This is a genomic window from Aeromonas piscicola (assembly GCF_000820005.1).
In the GTDB taxonomy this organism is placed as follows: domain Bacteria; phylum Pseudomonadota; class Gammaproteobacteria; order Enterobacterales; family Aeromonadaceae; genus Aeromonas; species Aeromonas piscicola.
Window position 1 is genome coordinate 87,176 of the sequence record NZ_CDBL01000055.1, and the last position, 14,963, is coordinate 102,138.

Below are 14,963 nucleotides of genomic sequence, written 5' to 3' on the forward strand. Positions count from 1 at the left end.
TGTAGCCAAGGCATTGTTATTGTTATGAACTTTGTCAATTTCCTGCGGTATTTTTCCCGTGGGAAGTGTATCGCAAGGTGTCGATTGTGGCACCTGTCATGGGAGTCAATAGATGATAGATCTGGAGTGTCGTGTGCCGCCGGTGCTGTTGTTCGGCATAGTGGTGCTGGGCATGGTGGCGTGGGGCGGAACCGGGGAGGGGTGGCCCGTCCCGGCGCTGCTGCTGGTACTGCTGGGAGGGCTGTTCGGGTTTGGCGCCGTGTTGCGTTTTCGCCGCCAGGGCACCACCGTCAGTCCGATGCGGCCGGAGCAGGCCAGCGCGCTGGTGACGGGCGGGCTATACCGTTTCAGTCGCAACCCCATGTACCTGGGGCTGGTCTGCTGGATGATGGCGCTGGCCTGCTATCTGGGGGGCACGAGCATCTGGCTTGGGCCACTGTTGTTGTGGGGCTGGCTCGATCGCTTCCAAATCGTGCCGGAAGAGCGGGCGCTGCGGGCGCGTTTCGGCGAGGCGTATGCAGAGTACTGCCGGCGGGTACGCCGCTGGTGCTGAACTCGCCTGAAAGGGCAGGCACAAGCCAAAAAAATGGCCCGCATCAGCGGGCCGTTTTATATCTTGCTGGCGGGATAAATCACGCCTTGGCGGTATCCACCTCACCCAGCGGCTCGGTTTCGCCCAGGCTGTCTTCAGTCTTGGCTACCACACTGGCGGCGATGGCGTTGCCCAGCACGTTGGTGGCGGAGCGACCCATGTCGAGGAAGTGGTCTATGCCGAGCAGCAGCAGGATACCTGCTTCCGGAATATGGAACTGGTTCAGGGTGGCGGCTATGACCACCAGAGAGGCGCGCGGCACGCCGGCCATCCCCTTGGAGGTGACCATCAGCAACAGCAGCATGGTGATCTGCTGGGCCAGGGAGAGCTCTATGCCATAGGCCTGGGCGATGAACATGACCGCGAAGGTGCAGTACATCATGGAGCCGTCCAGGTTGAAGGAGTAGCCCATGGGCAGCACGAAGCTGGCGATGCGCTTGTCACAGCCAAACTTTTCCAGCCGATCCAGCGTTTTGGGATATGCAGCCTCGGAGCTGGCGGTAGAGAAGGCCAGCAGTATGGGCTCGCGGATCATGGCCAGCAGGGTCAGCACGCGACGGCGAATGAACAGGCTGCCCATGGCGATGAGCAGCAGCCAGAGGCAGGCCAGGGCCAGATAGAACTGGGCCATGAAGGTGCCATAGGTGGCGAGGATGCCGAGCCCTTCCTTGGCAACCATGGCTGCGATGGCACCGAACACGGCGAACGGCGCGAAGTTCATCACGTAGCCGGTCACCTTCAGCATGATCTCGGCGGCGCTGGCCATCAGCTTGACCACGGGTTTGGCGGCATCGCCCAGCGCGGCGGCGGCTAGCCCGAAGAACAGGGAGAACACCACTATCTGCAGGATTTCGTTGGTGGCCATGGCCTCAACCACGCTTTTCGGGATGGCGTGGGTGACGAAGTCCTTGAGGGAGATGGCGCTGGCGACCACACCGGAACTGGCAGCATCATCCGGCAGGGAGAGGGAGAGTCCCACACCCGGCTGCATCAGGGTGACCATCACCAGACCCAGGGTCAGGGAGAGCAGGGAGGCCAGCATGAACCAGCCCAGGGTCTTGGCGCCGATGCGGCCCACGGTGCGGGTATCGCCCATCTTGGCGATACCGACCACCAGGGTGGTGAAGACCAGAGGAGCGATGATCATCTTGATCAGGCGCAGGAAGATGTCGGTCAGTATGGTGATGTCACTGGCAAAGCCAGCGGCCTGATCCGGGGCAAACATGCGATAGCCTTGACCAGTCAGGATGCCAACCAGCATCGCGATGAGGATGGCAACCGTCAATTTATTCATTTTCATGGGGGGGGTCCCAGTTTTGATAAGTGCAAAGCGTTTAGGGTGGCAGGGGTGCCACTTCAGTCCGTTTTTGTGATCCGGGCCGTAGATTCCTGACAGCCGGTGTGCTGGCAGCATGCCTAATCCGGGGGGGTAAATCCAGAGCCTTGTGGCAGAATTTTATTCTGTCATTAGTTGTATGTGATATGGATCTTGCATTTAACCTATATTAATCGCTGTTTATTTTAATGTTGGCGAGATAATTGGCTTGCATGCATCGTTCGTTTAATGACCGATGAGACAGAGTGAAGATCAGCAGGGCCGAGGTGGTGTGCTGCACCTGCATCTGCGCCAGAAAGGGGTCCTGCTCGTCCGCATCAAAGCCGAATACCGGATGGGAGGGGGTGACTCTGACCGCATCCCGCGACAGGGTCAGCTCGTTCACCTCCACCCACTCGTAACCCTGGCTCTGCGCCATCTCGCCCGCCCGCTTGAGCACATACTTGCGGGCCGTCTCCCTATCGATCAGCTCGTTGCCGACAAACTCCAACTGCCACTTGTCCGGCGCAAGCCGGGTGTGGGAGAACCCCGTCCGGCTGTTCCAGAATGATTTTTCGCTGTGATAAGGGGTGGCACAGCCGAGCAGCAGGGCACTCAGCAGGCAGGCCAGCAACAGCTCAGGCAGACGGGTGCCAAAGCCGGACAGACTGGCAAATCGTCCCGCATGGCGACGGGAGCAGAAAGAGAGGGGGAGCAGACGTTGCATCGTGAGGGCCGCTTGGCGAAACACCTCATCACTACAGCACAAACCGATCCGTGAGACAATCGCCGGTCGGGTGACCTATGGCTGAGTCGGGCCCGGGGATAAAAGAAAAGGCCTTGTCGTTTGACAAGGCCTTTACCGGGGAATTTGGTCGGTGTGAGAGGATTCGAACCTCCGACCCTCTACACCCCATGCAGATGCGCTACCTGGCTGCGCTACACACCGACGGAGTCAGCTCGGCTGACGGGGGCTGAGTTTATGGAGATGACCCGACCCTGTCAACAGGGGAAATCCCACTCTGAGACTGTTTGCCTGCTTTACGAGCAATTGGCGCTCAAACTACCGCCGCAGCGGCTAACTCCGGCCATCGGGGGCCCATGTCAGGGGCCTTTTTCTACGCCCTTTTCAACCCACCATGCAAACGGCCGCCCTGGAGGCGGCCGTTTGCATCAGCGATGAGCGGATCAGCGGTTGAAGGTCAGCCGCTTGCCCAGCACCTGATCGGTGACCTGGCCGTTTTGCCAGGCGATCTGGCCGTTGACCAGGGTCATCTCCACCGTACTGTGGAAGCGGTAGCCGTTGAAGGGTGACCAGCCGCACAGGTAAAGCAGGTTGCTGTCGTTGACCACATAGGGCTTGCCCAGATCCAGCAGCACCAGATCCGCGAAGTAGCCCTCGCGAATGTAGCCGCGATCCTGCACCTGGAAGCGCTCGGCCACCGCATGGGAGGTTTTCTTGACGATGGTTTCCAGCGAAAACACGCCGTTGTGGTAGAGCTCCAGCAGCGCCAGCATGGAGTGCTGCACCAGGGGGATGCCGGACGGCGCCTTGAAGTAGCTGTTCTGCTTCTCCTCCCAGGTGTGGGGGGCGTGGTCTGTGGCTATGATGTCCAGCACGTCGTTGCGCACCGCATCCAGCAGGGCGTGCTGGTCGGCGGCTGTCTTCACCGCCGGATTGCACTTGATCTGGCTGCCCAGGGTGTCGTAGTCCGCCTCGTTGAAGAACAGATGGTGGACACACACCTCGGCGGTGATGTTCTTGTCTTTCAGCTCGCTGAGATCATGGCTGGCGGTAAACAGCGACAGCTCCTTGGCGGAGGTCAGATGCAGCACGTGCAACTTGGCACCGTACTTTTTCGCCAGACCCACCGCCATGCTGGAGGACTTGTAGCAGGCCTCGTCATTGCGAATGCGGCCGTGCTCGCGCATAGGCACATCTTCGCCCCACTTGGCGCGGGCCTCGTCTTCCAGCACCTTGATGGAGGGGGTGTCCTCGCAGTGGGTCACTATCATCACCGGGCTCTCGCGGAAAATCGCCGCCAGTGTCTCCTGGTTGTCCACCAGCATGTTGCCGGTGGAGGAGCCCATGAACACCTTGACCCCACAAGACTGCTTGGGATCGAGGCGCTTGATCTCGTCGAGGTTGTCGTTGGTGGCACCGAGATAGAAGCTGTAGTTGGCGGCGGAGGAGTTGGCGGCTATCTGGTATTTGGCTTCGAGGGCATCGAGGGTGGTGGTCTGGGGATTGACGTTGGGCATCTCCATGAAGCTGGTGGTGCCTCCTGCCACGGCGGCCCGGGATTCACTGGCGATGGTCCCCTTGTGGGTCAGGCCCGGCTCCCGGAAATGCACCTGATCATCGATCATCCCGGGGATGAGGTGACGACCGGCTGCATCTATCACCACGGCATCGGGCGCCTCTATGTGAGGGGCGATCCGGGCGATCCGTTCCCCTTCAATCAATACATCCGAGGCATAGATGCGGCCTTCATTGACCAGGGAGGCATTCTTGATAAGCAATTTGTTCATGGGGGAGTCCAGTTCCTTTGTCAGTGATCGCGGGTCATAATATCGCAAACTGCACTTTCTCTGTAGCAAGGCCTGACTGATGAAGTTATTTGTAAGAGATTTGACCGTGATCGATTCCAGCTACCTGTGTGAACGCCGTGGCATGGTAGGGGAGAGCTGGCTGGTGGATGTCGAGATGAGCGGCGAGCTCAACGAGATGAGCATGCTGCTGGACTTTGGTCGGGTGAAAAAACTGATCAAGTCGATCATCGATGAAGAGGTGGATCACAAGCTGCTGGTGCCGGCCGAGTGCGCTCTGGTCCATGTGGCCCATCTGGAGGGAGAGGAGAGCACGGTCGATCTGCTGCGTCCGGGTCGCTCCATTCACCTGCGGTGCCCCACTCAGGGCTTTGCCTTCATCCCGGCGCCCCAGATCGACAAGGAGTCCGTCACTCGCTATCTGCTGGCGGTGCTGGCCCAGCGGCTGCCCGGCAACATCAAGGATCTGTCGCTGACCCTGCGCCAGGAGCAGATCGATGGCGCTTTCTACCACTACAGCCACGGCCTGAAAAAGCACGATGGCAATTGCCAGCGCATCGCCCACGGCCATCGCTCTCCCATCGAGATCCACCTGGACGGTGAGCGTGACGGTGAGCTGGAGCTGAACTGGGCCGAGCGCTGGGCCGACATTTACCTCGGCACCGAAGAGGACAAGGTGGCCCTCGGCGAGCTGAGCCTGAGCGAGCTGGCCCGGAGCACCCTGAGTGATGCGGCCAACACGCAGCCGGGCGAGCACTACCTCGGCTTCAAGTACGTGGCACCTCAGGGGCTGTTCCAGCTTGCCATGCCGGCGGGGGAGGTGGAGATGATCGACACCGACACCACCATAGAGCTGCTGGCCTGCTATATCGCCCGGGAAGTGAAGAAGGCGGTGGGCGACAAGTTCGTGAAAATCGTGGCCTATGAAGGGGTGGGCAAGGGCGCCATCGCCTACGCCTGATCCCGCGATTCTTGCCAGAATAAGCAAGGCCCCGCATCTGCGGGGCCTTGTCGTGTCAGGGCAATGGAAAAACAGACTACCTCATCAGGCGCTGAGCCGGAAGCGCTTGACCAGGCTCTCCTGCTGCTCGGCGAGGGAGTCGAGCTGCTGGCTGGTCTCGGCCACCCGGGCTATGCCCTGATAGTTGAGATCCGAGATATCCGAGATGCGGTTGAGGTTGGTGGCAATGTCGGCGCTGGTGGCCTGCTGCTGCTCGGCGGCGGAGGCTATCTGGCTCGACATGTCGCTGATCAGCACCACTATTCCCTGCACTTCCTCCATGGCGTTGTTGGCGTGGGAGCTCTGATCCACGCAGCTGTCCATCTCGCGGGAGCACTCCTGCATCACTGTCACCGCCTTGGCGACCCCCTGCTGCAGGTTTTCGATCATGGTCTGGATCTCGCTGGTGGACTGGGCGGTACGCCCCGCCAGGCTGCGCACCTCGTCGGCCACTACCGCAAAGCCCCGGCCCTGCTCGCCGGCCCGGGCCGCCTCGATGGCGGCATTGAGCGCCAGCAGGTTGGTCTGCTCGGCGATGCCGCGAATGACATCGAGTATGTTGCCTATCTGGTTGCTCATGGCGCTCACATCGCCAATCACCTTGCCGGTCTGCTGCAACTTGCCCGCCAGCTGATGGGTGGTGGTGATGTTGCCCGCCATCACCTTGCGACCGGTCTCGGAGGCTTTCTCCACGTCCTGCACCCGCTCCAGGGTCTGGTTGGCCGCTTGCGCCACTTCACGCACCGAGGCTTCCATCTGGGTCATGGCGGCGGCGACCGAGGCAGTCTCCTGGCGCTGTGTCTCCAGATCCGCCCGCACCGATTCCGTGGTGTGGCGGTTGTCGTGGGCGGCGGCGTTGAGCTGGGTCGAGGCCTGGGAGAGCTGGGTCAGCACGTCCCCCATCTGCTGGATCAGCAGGTTGATCTGGCTGCCGAGCTGACCAAACTCGTTCTTGCTGCGAAAACCGATGCGCTGGGTCATGTCGCCCTGGGTCACTTCGGTCAGCACCCGCAGCAGTTCCTTGAGCGGGCGGCGAATCGCTTTGCCCAGGGTATAGGCCACCAGAATGGCAACCAGGATGGCGATGGCGATGCTGATCCCCTGGGTGAGGGTGCTCTGGGCCTGCACCTTGCCGGAGGCGCGTATGCTGGCGTTCATCAGCTGTTGGCTCTGGTCAGTGATCCCCTCCAGTTTACTCTGGATGCTGACGATGAGCTTGCTGGCCTGCTTGCTCTGCTCACGCATTTGCTCCTGCTGCTGCATCAGTGCCAGGTACTGGGAGAGCACCCCCTCGCTGGCGGTGGTATCGCGCACGAAGCCGTGCACGTAGTGGCCCATGTCATTGTCGAAGTTTTTGAGCTCCCCTTGCAGATCCTTGATGGTGCTGTTGAACCCCTCGATCTGCATCTTGTTGCGCTTGAGCGCCCCTTCGATGGGGGCGGGTATGGTCTGGTTGAGCGCATCCATGGTGGAGAGCTCGATGGCGGAGAGCTTGGTGGTCAGGGTTTCTGACAGCATCTTGATGAAGCTGTCGTCAATGGTGAGCATCATGTCGCCGAGGTTTTTCTTGAACTGGGGCAGACTGACCTGGAACTGCCCCTTGGCTTGGTTCACCTTGTGCAAGCGGGTGAGGAGGGCCTGGTGTTCGGTGGGCAGGGTGCCGGTCAGCTGCAGATAGTCGCTGACCAGCTTGTTCAGTGCCGCCATCTCCCCCTGCAGCTCAGGGTGTGCCGCCGCCTGCCGGGCGAGGGTGGCGAGCGTCTTGTCGACCTGGGCCTTGGCCTGTTGCAGCTCGGCCACCTCGGCCGGGATCTGCTTGGGATCCTGCTCGGTCAGCACGTCGGTGAGCCACTTGTTGGCGCTGAGCAGGCTGATCTGGGTTTGACTGCTGGCGATCACCAGCGGCATGGATTGCCGAGTGACCTGATCCAGCGCCTGATTGAGCTCGCTCTGGCTGCGAAAGGTGAGTACCGAGGTGGCCGCCATCACGGCCACCAGAATGGCAAAGCCTAAATAGACCCTCTGCAAGATGGAGAGGTCTGACATTGTTTGTTTCATTATTGTCCCGCTGTATATGCAAAAGTCCCTTGCCTGAATACCCCGTCCATTTGATACCCTGCTACCACCTTGGGCGAGCGACGCCATCTGACGTCTTCCGGCTATCGGTATTTTTAACAATAACTGAAGAGAATGGGACAACGGCTGTGTCAAATGTCGGCTTGTGTCACACTTGACGGGCCCTGATGGCTGCCTCGGGAGCCGCTTGAGGTTGGTGTTGAATTTTCTTTTTCATATAAAGGAGTTATCCATGGCGCAAGAAACCATTTTCAGCAAAATCATCCGTAAAGAGATCCCCGCCGACATCCTTTATCAAGACGATCTGGTGACCGCATTCCGGGACATTCAGCCCAAGGCCAAGACCCATATCCTGATCATTCCCAACGTACTGATCCCCACGGTCAACGACGTGGAAGCCGAACATGAGCTGGCCCTCGGTCGCATGTTCACGGTGGCGCGCAAGCTGGCCAGCGAGGCCGGGATCGCCGAGGATGGCTATCGCCTGATCATGAACTGCAATCGCCACGGCGGGCAGGAGGTCTATCACATCCACATGCATCTGGTAGGGGGTCAATCCCTCGGGCCGTTGCTCTGCCTGTGATGCACCGGTTTCCCCGTCTGGCCGGCCTCCTGCTGGCCAGTGCCCTGTTGGGGGGCTGCGCCTCCCACTGGCAGGACATGTTCGTCTCCTATTCCGATCAGATGGTGCCGCTGCGCAACCAGCTGCTGCTGGGGCACGCCGCCGAGGCGCTGCCCGAGGTGCGCGAGTCCACCCTGGGGGACGACACCTATGTGCTGGACCGGCTTGAGCAGGGCCGCATCGCCTGGCTGGCCGGCCAGGATGCGGGCAGCAAGCAGGCTTTTGCCGCTGCCGACAGCCGCCTCGAGTGGGAAGACAATCAGGCCGAATACCGGCTGAGCCAGGGGCTGGGTCAGGCGGGCAGCCTGCTCACCAACGATCAGAGCATGGCTTACCTGACGCCGGATTATGAGCGCACAATGCTGCATCACTATCTGGCCCTCAACTACTTGCAGCGGGGAGACGCCGACGGCGCCCTGGTGGAGGTGCGCCGGGCCAATCAGGTGCAGGAGCAGGCCCTCAAGGCGCGGGCGGGGGAGGTAAGCAAAGCCAGAGAGAAAGGGGCCAAAGCCAGTACAGAGCGGGAGATGCGCCAGCTGATGTCGCGCGGGGCACCGGATCTCGACCGGCTGATCGGCCAGGTGAAAAACGGTTTCCAGAACGCCTATACCTTCTATTTCTCCGGCGTGCTCTATGAGGCAGCCGGGGATCTCAACGATGCCTGGGTCGACTATCAGCGCGGCTATCAGATAGCGCCGGACAACCAGAGCCTGCAGGATGCCTTGCTGCGCCTGGCGCGGCTGCGCGGTTCTCCCGATGAGCTCAAGGAGACCGAGAAGAAGCTGGGTCGCAAGGCGCCGCCTTTAACCAGGAATCAGGGGCAGCTGGTGGTGCTGTTTGAAGATGGGCTGATCCCGGCACGGCGCGAGCTGTTCCTGCCGCTGCCCATCTCCACCTCCAGCGGCGATTTTCGTACCTTTACCGTGGCCGTGCCCTATTACGACAACCGGGCCAGCAACACGGGCCCGCTGACGGTGTCGGTGGGCAAACGGGTTGAGCAGACCAGCGAGCTGGTGCGGCTGGAGGCGCTGGCCGCCAAGGATCTGCAGGAGCGGTTGCCGGGCATGCTGACCCGTCAGGCGCTGCGGCTGGTGACCAAGGAGCAGCTGAGGCGCACCGCCGCCAAGGAGGGGGGCGATGTGGGCAATATTCTGGTCGGCATCTTCAATACCCTCTCGGAGCGGGCCGATACCCGCAGCTGGCTTACGTTGCCGGCCCAGGCGTCCAGCTGGCAGAGCATGCTGCCGGCAGGCGAGGTGCAGCTCACCCTGGGAGCGGGCAGCGCCATGCGCACGCTGCCGCTCACCGTTCACGGCGGGCGTACCACCCTGGTGTGGGTGCAGCGGCTCGGCGCAGGCCTGACGACCCGGGTGATGCCGCTCTAGGCACCCACTCAAACGACAATGACACCCATGACTGATCGGTTGGGCCCCTGTGGCCGCCGGCTAAGGAGATCGAGATGAAAGCATACGGGTTGGCCCTGGGGTTGGTTATGCTGCTGACCGGCTGCGCCACCAATACGTCCGGCGTGGCACTCTATGGTGCGGCGGGTGCGGCACCCGTGCAGGAGCAGCATCAGAATGTCAATGTGACTCTGACCGAGCTGAGCCGGCGCGAGCAAAACGGCCTGCTGCAGGTCAATGTGGCGGCGGCCAGTACCCAGCGCGGCGACAACAAGCTGCAATATCTGTTCTATTGGTATGATGAGGCGGGGCAGGAGGTGGCCAGCGATGGTCGTGGTTGGACCCCCATCAAGCTGCACGGCTATCAGAGCCGCACCCTCTCTGCCCTGGCGCCGAGCCCGGCCGCCCGGGGATACCGGATTTACGTACGCGAAGTGATTGAGGAATCCTACTGATGAAAATGAATCATGCCCTGCTGATATTGACCGGCGCCCTGCTGCTTGGCGGCTGTTCCAGCACCACCGTCAGCTATGGCGATCCGACCGAAACCGAGACGGTGACAGTGGACTACGGTTCATCGGATCTGCAGGCCATCGCCGACAAGATGGCGGACTCCATGCTCGCCTCGCCGGCCACCAGCGAGATCACCGCAGGCGGTCGTCCCGTGATGTTCATGGACTCCATCCGCAACAAGACCTCGGAGCACATAGATACCGAGGCCATCACGGACACCATTCGCACCAAGTTGCTGCGGGCCGGCAAGTTCCGCTTCGTCGACATGAGCAAGGTGGCGGCGGTCAAGCAGCAGCTTGAATACCAGCAGAGCAGCGGCATGGTGGATCCCGCCTCCATGGTGCGTCTGGGCAAGCAGACCGGTGCCCGCTACATGGTCTATGGCAACCTCGCCAGCATCGTCAAGGACAACGGCAAGGTGAAGGATGTCTACTACCAGATGACCATGAACCTGATGGATCTGCAAAACGGTGAACTGCTGTGGGCCGATCAGAAAGAGATCCGCAAACAGGCGAAGAAATCCACCTTTGGCTGGTGATCTGGCGGAGCTGGAGCTGCTGGCCAGCCTGCCGGCCCCCTGGCGTTCGGGGCGGCTGGAAGCGCTGACCAGCGGCCTGACCAACTGCAACTATCGACTGCGCCTCCCCTCGGGGCGCAGTTATTTTTTGCGGCTCGGTCATCCGGATCCGACGCGGCTCGGCATCGATCGGGCGACCGAGTGGCAGCTCTATCGGGGGGCCATGGGTCAGGGGCTGGCGCTGCCCTGCCATCACAGCGATCTCGCCAGCGGCCTGATGCTGCTGGATTGGTGCGATGAACCCAACTGGGCCGAGGCGCCCCCGCCGCCCCCCGAGCAGCCCGGTCTGCTGGCCGAGGTGCTGGTGCGACTGCACCGGCTGCCGGTGCCCGCCGTGGTGATGGCGGTGCGGGCTCATGCCGCCGGTTATCGCGGCCGCCTGGCCCGGATCCCTGAATGGCTGCCTGCGCTGGAGCGGGGGCTGCTCGCCAGCCGCGAGCCGGCCGATTGCAGGCTCCCTTGCCATCATGATCTCAATCCGGCTAATTTGTTGGGGTCGCGCCCCTGGGTCATCGACTGGGAGTATGGCGCCGCCGGTCACCCCGGTTTCGAGGTCGCCAGCATACAGCGCACCCACGGCTGGGATGACGAGCGGCGAGCAGCGCTGGAACAGCGCTATCTTGAACGGGCAGGGGGGACGCTGGGAGCAAAGGGCTTTCAGAGTCAGGCCTTCTTGCCCTGGGTCGACTACATAGGGCTGCTGTGGGCGCTGCTGATGGCCGAGCAAGTCCCCGGGCCCGATTACCAGGCCCTGATCGACACGAATCGTCAACTGCTGGAGTAAGGCCGGTGGCGGGGTTGTCAGGCGCCGCTCGACACGAATCGCCTACGCAGCAACGGCTGGCCTGGGCAGGATCAGATCGATATGAATCATCAACTCGTCAACCTTTGGAGTAGTGCATGGTGACCTCCTTTTCCTGGCGTCAGCCCCGCAGCTGGAGCCTGCTGCTGATCTGTCTGCTGCTGGGCTGCTCCACCCGGGTGGTCTATTACTGGCTGGACGTGGCCATCGTCTGGCAGCTGGATGACTATTTCTCGCTGGATCGCAGCCAAAAGCGGCTGCTGGACAACGAGGTGAAGGGGCTGATGGCCTGGCATCGCCAGTATGAGGTGCCCCGTTACGCCGATGATCTGGACGCGCTGGCCAAGGCGGTGGCGAGTCCCATGAGCCCGGCTGAGGTCTCGCTTCATCTCAATGCGGCCCAGCAGAGCCTGACCCGCACCCTGGAGAACACGGTTCCCCGCGCCGTGCGGCTGGCGCGTACCCTGACCGAGGAGCAGGTGGCCATGTTCATGAAGGACAGGCTCAGCCGGCAGGCCGAGCGGGAGCAGGATTTTGCCCGCCAGCCCAAGGCCGAGCTGCTCAAGGAGTTCACCGGCAAGATGAACGAGCGGCTGGTGTTCTGGATTGGGGAGGTGAAGCCGGCCCAGGCGCCGCTGGTGGCCCAGTGGGTGGAGTGGCAATACGAGCTGCAGGCCCCCTGGCTGGAGTTTCAGACCGCCTGGACCAGGGAGCTGGACAGGCTGATGCAGCAACGCCAGAGCCCGGACTTCGGCGCCCAGCTCACCGCCCTGTTGCAGCAGGGGGATGGACTCATGGATGGCCGTTTCACCGGTTACACGGATCAATCCCGCCAGCGCACCGTCAACTGGCTGAGCGCCCTGAGCCAGTCGTTGGACATCTCCCAGCGCGCCCATCTCTACACCCTGCTCAAGGGCTATGCCCGCGATTTCAGGCAGATGTCGCAGGGGTGAGTTTCGTTTTCGGCCGGGCGCCGTGCGAGGCTTGATGGCCCTGCCGCCCTTGTCCTTGTTGGGTGCTTGTGGTAGTTTGCCCTTTCTATTATTTGGGAATTAACTTTTTGAGCCTGCTGGACAAAGTGAAACTGGCGTTGATGACACTGCTCATCTCGCTCACTCTGTTGCTCTCTACCATCTCGGTGGAGGGGCTCAAGGCATCCGCGCCTCAGGCCGCGTCCCAGCATGGCCAGGTGATGAGTGATGCCGGCACGGGCGATCAGTCCGATACCGTGTTGGTGATCCACAGCGCCAGTGACAGCGACGACGGTGTCGTCAAGTTTGTCGGCTCCCACCAGAATCATCTGCTGCGGCTCGAACACTCTCTGCGCAGCGATCATCAGCCAGGCAGCGTCGTCTACGAGCTGATCATGAGCTGGTCGCAGCAGGCGATCCTGCTGCTGCTGTGCGGCCTGCTGCTCTACGCGGCGCTCTTCTACCCAAAAAACAGCTTCCGCGACCGCTTTGCCACCATTCACCGGCACAGGTTGCAACGCCAACACCTGCAATACCGCTTCTCCCAGAGTTATCTCGCATGACCCCGATGGGGGTCGGCCTTGCTGCACTGCCTCATCGTCTCCTGTAAAGCCTGCTCACCGCGCGTGAACGGGCGCCCAGTCTCATTTGTATTTTCTTGCGTGTCGTCCCCGCCATGGGTGGCGAGCGCGCCGCCTTCTCCTGACAGAGGCTTTTGCCATGAGAAAAAAGAGTCGTACCACCCTGAACCGCATGAGCATGTGGCAGTATGCCCTGCTGCTGCTCATGCTGTTCACCTTCGCGTTTTACTCCCTGCCCACCTTCTTTGGTGAGCAGCCGTCACTCGGCCTGCACGGCCAGACCAGTCTGACCGAGGCGCAGCGTACCCTGCTGGCCGACAACCAGATAACGCCGGTCAAACAGGTGCAACAGAAAGAGCGGGTCGAGCTGGTGTTCAACAGCCAGTCCGAACAGCAGAGGGCCAAGCAGCTGCTGGAGCAGCAGGGCTATGACAGCGCAGCCCTGACCCTGGAGTTCTACTCCAATGCGCCGACCTGGATCAGCCAGCTCGGCGCCGCCCCCATCAAGCTCGGGCTGGATCTGCGCGGCGGCTCCCAACTGCTGATCGGGGTCGATCTCAGCTTCGTGGTGGACAACCAGACCAGAAACCTGGTGGACATGCTGCGTACCCAGTTCCGCGAGGCGCGCCTGCGGGGCGCCAACGTGGCCCGGGTGAGCGAAGGGGAGGTGAGAGTCACGCTGCCTGAGGTGGCCGATCAGGCGCCCTGGCTCAACATCATCAAGGATTCCGCCGGTACCCGGCAGGATCAGTGGCAACTCAATCGCAGCGGCAACGAGCTGCGGCTGGTGATGAGCGAGGCCGAGCGCACCCTGCTGGCCAACAACGCCGTGACCCAGAACCTGTCGATCCTGAAAAAGCGGATCAACGAGCTTGGCATCGTCGAGGCCTCGGTCCAGCGTCAGGGCCAGGATGGCATCCGCATCGAGCTGCCCGGGGTGCACAATCCCAAGCAGGCCAAGGAAGTGATAGGCGCCACCGCATCGCTGGCCTTCTACGAGGCCCAGGCCGACAGCCGTTTCTTCATGGCGGATCGCAGCGGTCAGGCTGTCGGTCTGGCCCGCAAGCCGGTGCTGAGCGGTGAGCACATCGTTGATGCGCGCGCCAATATGGGCGAGATGGGCCAACCCCAGGTCAATATCGTGCTCGACAGCCTGGGTGGCAGCAAGATGAACCAGTTCAGCCGCCAGCACGTGGGCAAGCCGATGGCTACCGTCTTCACCGAATACAAGACCAACGCCCAGGGCAAGCTGCGGGCCCAGAGCGAGGTGATCAACGTTGCGACCATCCAGACCGCCCTTGGCAACCAGTTCCGCATCACGGGTATTGGCAGTCTGCCAGAGGCCCAGGAGCTGGCCATGCTGCTGCGGGCCGGTGCCCTTACGGCGCCGCTGAAGATCCTGGAGGAGCGCTCAATCGGCCCGACCCTCGGCTTGCAGAACATAGAGGCGGGCTTCATCGCGCTGGCGTTCGGCATGGCGGGCATGATGCTGTTCATGATGGCCTGGTATCGCAAGTTCGGCTGGGTCGCCATCACGGCGCTCATCGCCAACCTGCTGATGCAGGTGGGCATGCTGGCCGTGCTGCCGGGGGCCGTGCTGACCCTGCCGGGGATCGCCGGTCTGGTGCTCACGGTCGGCATGGCGGTGGATACCCATGTGCTGATCTTTGAGCGGATCAAGGACCGCCTGCGGGAGGGGGGGAGCCTTGCCAACGCCATCGACTTTGGCTATCGCTCTGCGTTTCGCACCATCTTCGATGCCAACATCACCACCTTGATCTGCGCCGTGGTGCTCTACTCCATCGGCTCGGGCCCGCTGCAGGGCTTCTCCATCACTCTGATCCTGGGTCTCATCTCCAGCATGGTGACCGGCATCTGGGGCACCCGCGCCATCATCAACCCCCTGTGGGGCAAGCGCAGCGACAAGCTGCTGAGGGTGTGACCGTGACCCCTGCATTCAC

Annotated in this window: 14 protein-coding genes and 1 tRNA gene; 10 read left to right on the top strand and 5 right to left on the bottom strand. The window is 61.9% G+C overall.

Annotated elements, in window-relative coordinates:
* Positions 1–112: 112 nt before the first annotated feature.
* Positions 113–553, top strand: coding sequence for a methyltransferase family protein (locus BN1128_RS13705; RefSeq protein ID WP_042869684.1), 441 nt, complete (start codon positions 113–115; stop codon positions 551–553).
* Between the two features lie 79 nt (positions 554–632).
* Here BN1128_RS13705 and BN1128_RS13710 read toward each other — a convergent pair whose 3' ends face one another.
* The 4 genes from BN1128_RS13710 to BN1128_RS13725 form a co-directional block, all read right to left on the bottom strand.
* Entirely contained in the window at positions 633–1,892 is a 1,260-nt protein-coding gene (locus tag BN1128_RS13710; protein ID WP_042869686.1) for a dicarboxylate/amino acid:cation symporter, read from the bottom strand.
* Between the two features lie 205 nt (positions 1,893–2,097).
* Positions 2,098–2,634, bottom strand: coding sequence for a CC0125/CC1285 family lipoprotein (locus tag BN1128_RS13715; RefSeq protein ID WP_244464592.1), 537 nt, complete (start codon positions 2,632–2,634; stop codon positions 2,098–2,100).
* 145 nt (positions 2,635–2,779) lie between these two features.
* A tRNA-Pro gene (locus tag BN1128_RS13720) sits at positions 2,780–2,856 on the bottom strand.
* Positions 2,857–3,095: 239 nt separating this feature from the next.
* Positions 3,096–4,439 (bottom strand): dihydroorotase, encoded by a 1,344-nt coding sequence (locus BN1128_RS13725; protein ID WP_042869690.1) that lies wholly within the window; start codon positions 4,437–4,439, stop codon positions 3,096–3,098.
* Positions 4,440–4,518: 79 nt separating this feature from the next.
* On the opposite strand from BN1128_RS13725, the gene BN1128_RS13730 reads away from it, so the two are divergent.
* Entirely contained in the window at positions 4,519–5,418 is a 900-nt protein-coding gene (locus BN1128_RS13730) for a 6-pyruvoyl trahydropterin synthase family protein (RefSeq protein WP_042869692.1), read from the top strand.
* 84 nt (positions 5,419–5,502) lie between these two features.
* On the opposite strand, the gene BN1128_RS13735 is transcribed toward BN1128_RS13730, so the two are convergent.
* Positions 5,503–7,515: a methyl-accepting chemotaxis protein gene (locus BN1128_RS13735; protein ID WP_042869693.1), complete on the bottom strand. Its 2,013-nt coding sequence runs from the start codon at positions 7,513–7,515 to the stop codon at positions 5,503–5,505.
* A gap of 250 nt (positions 7,516–7,765) precedes the next feature.
* Between BN1128_RS13735 and hinT the strand changes: the two genes are divergently transcribed.
* From hinT to secD, 8 genes are all read left to right on the top strand, one after another.
* On the top strand, positions 7,766–8,116 hold the full coding sequence (gene hinT / locus BN1128_RS13740) for a purine nucleoside phosphoramidase (RefSeq protein WP_042869695.1): 351 nt from the start codon (positions 7,766–7,768) through the stop codon (positions 8,114–8,116).
* Positions 8,116–9,540, top strand: a complete 1,425-nt coding sequence (locus tag BN1128_RS13745) for a COG3014 family protein (protein WP_042869697.1) — start codon at positions 8,116–8,118, stop codon at positions 9,538–9,540. Before hinT ends, BN1128_RS13745 begins: the two co-directional genes overlap by 1 nt.
* A 74-nt stretch (positions 9,541–9,614) precedes the next feature.
* Positions 9,615–10,013: a YcfL family putative periplasmic lipoprotein gene (locus BN1128_RS13750; protein WP_042869699.1), complete on the top strand. Its 399-nt coding sequence runs from the start codon at positions 9,615–9,617 to the stop codon at positions 10,011–10,013.
* Complete coding sequence (lpoB, locus tag BN1128_RS13755; RefSeq protein WP_005302153.1) at positions 10,013–10,609, top strand: penicillin-binding protein activator LpoB; 597 nt, start codon at positions 10,013–10,015, stop codon at positions 10,607–10,609. The genes BN1128_RS13750 and lpoB overlap by 1 nt, the downstream gene beginning before the upstream one ends.
* Positions 10,599–11,432 (top strand): phosphotransferase, encoded by an 834-nt coding sequence (locus tag BN1128_RS13760; RefSeq protein ID WP_042869702.1) that lies wholly within the window; start codon positions 10,599–10,601, stop codon positions 11,430–11,432. The genes lpoB and BN1128_RS13760 overlap by 11 nt, the downstream gene beginning before the upstream one ends.
* Positions 11,433–11,548: 116 nt before the next feature.
* Entirely contained in the window at positions 11,549–12,403 is an 855-nt protein-coding gene (locus BN1128_RS13765; RefSeq protein ID WP_042869704.1) for a DUF6279 family lipoprotein, read from the top strand.
* Between the two features lie 107 nt (positions 12,404–12,510).
* A complete protein-coding gene (locus BN1128_RS13770) occupies positions 12,511–12,984 on the top strand; it encodes a hypothetical protein (RefSeq protein WP_042869707.1) in 474 nt (157 codons plus the stop codon).
* A gap of 157 nt (positions 12,985–13,141) precedes the next feature.
* Positions 13,142–14,944 (top strand): protein translocase subunit SecD, encoded by a 1,803-nt coding sequence (gene secD / locus BN1128_RS13775; protein ID WP_042869709.1) that lies wholly within the window; start codon positions 13,142–13,144, stop codon positions 14,942–14,944.
* The last annotated feature ends 19 nt before the right edge of the window (positions 14,945–14,963 follow it).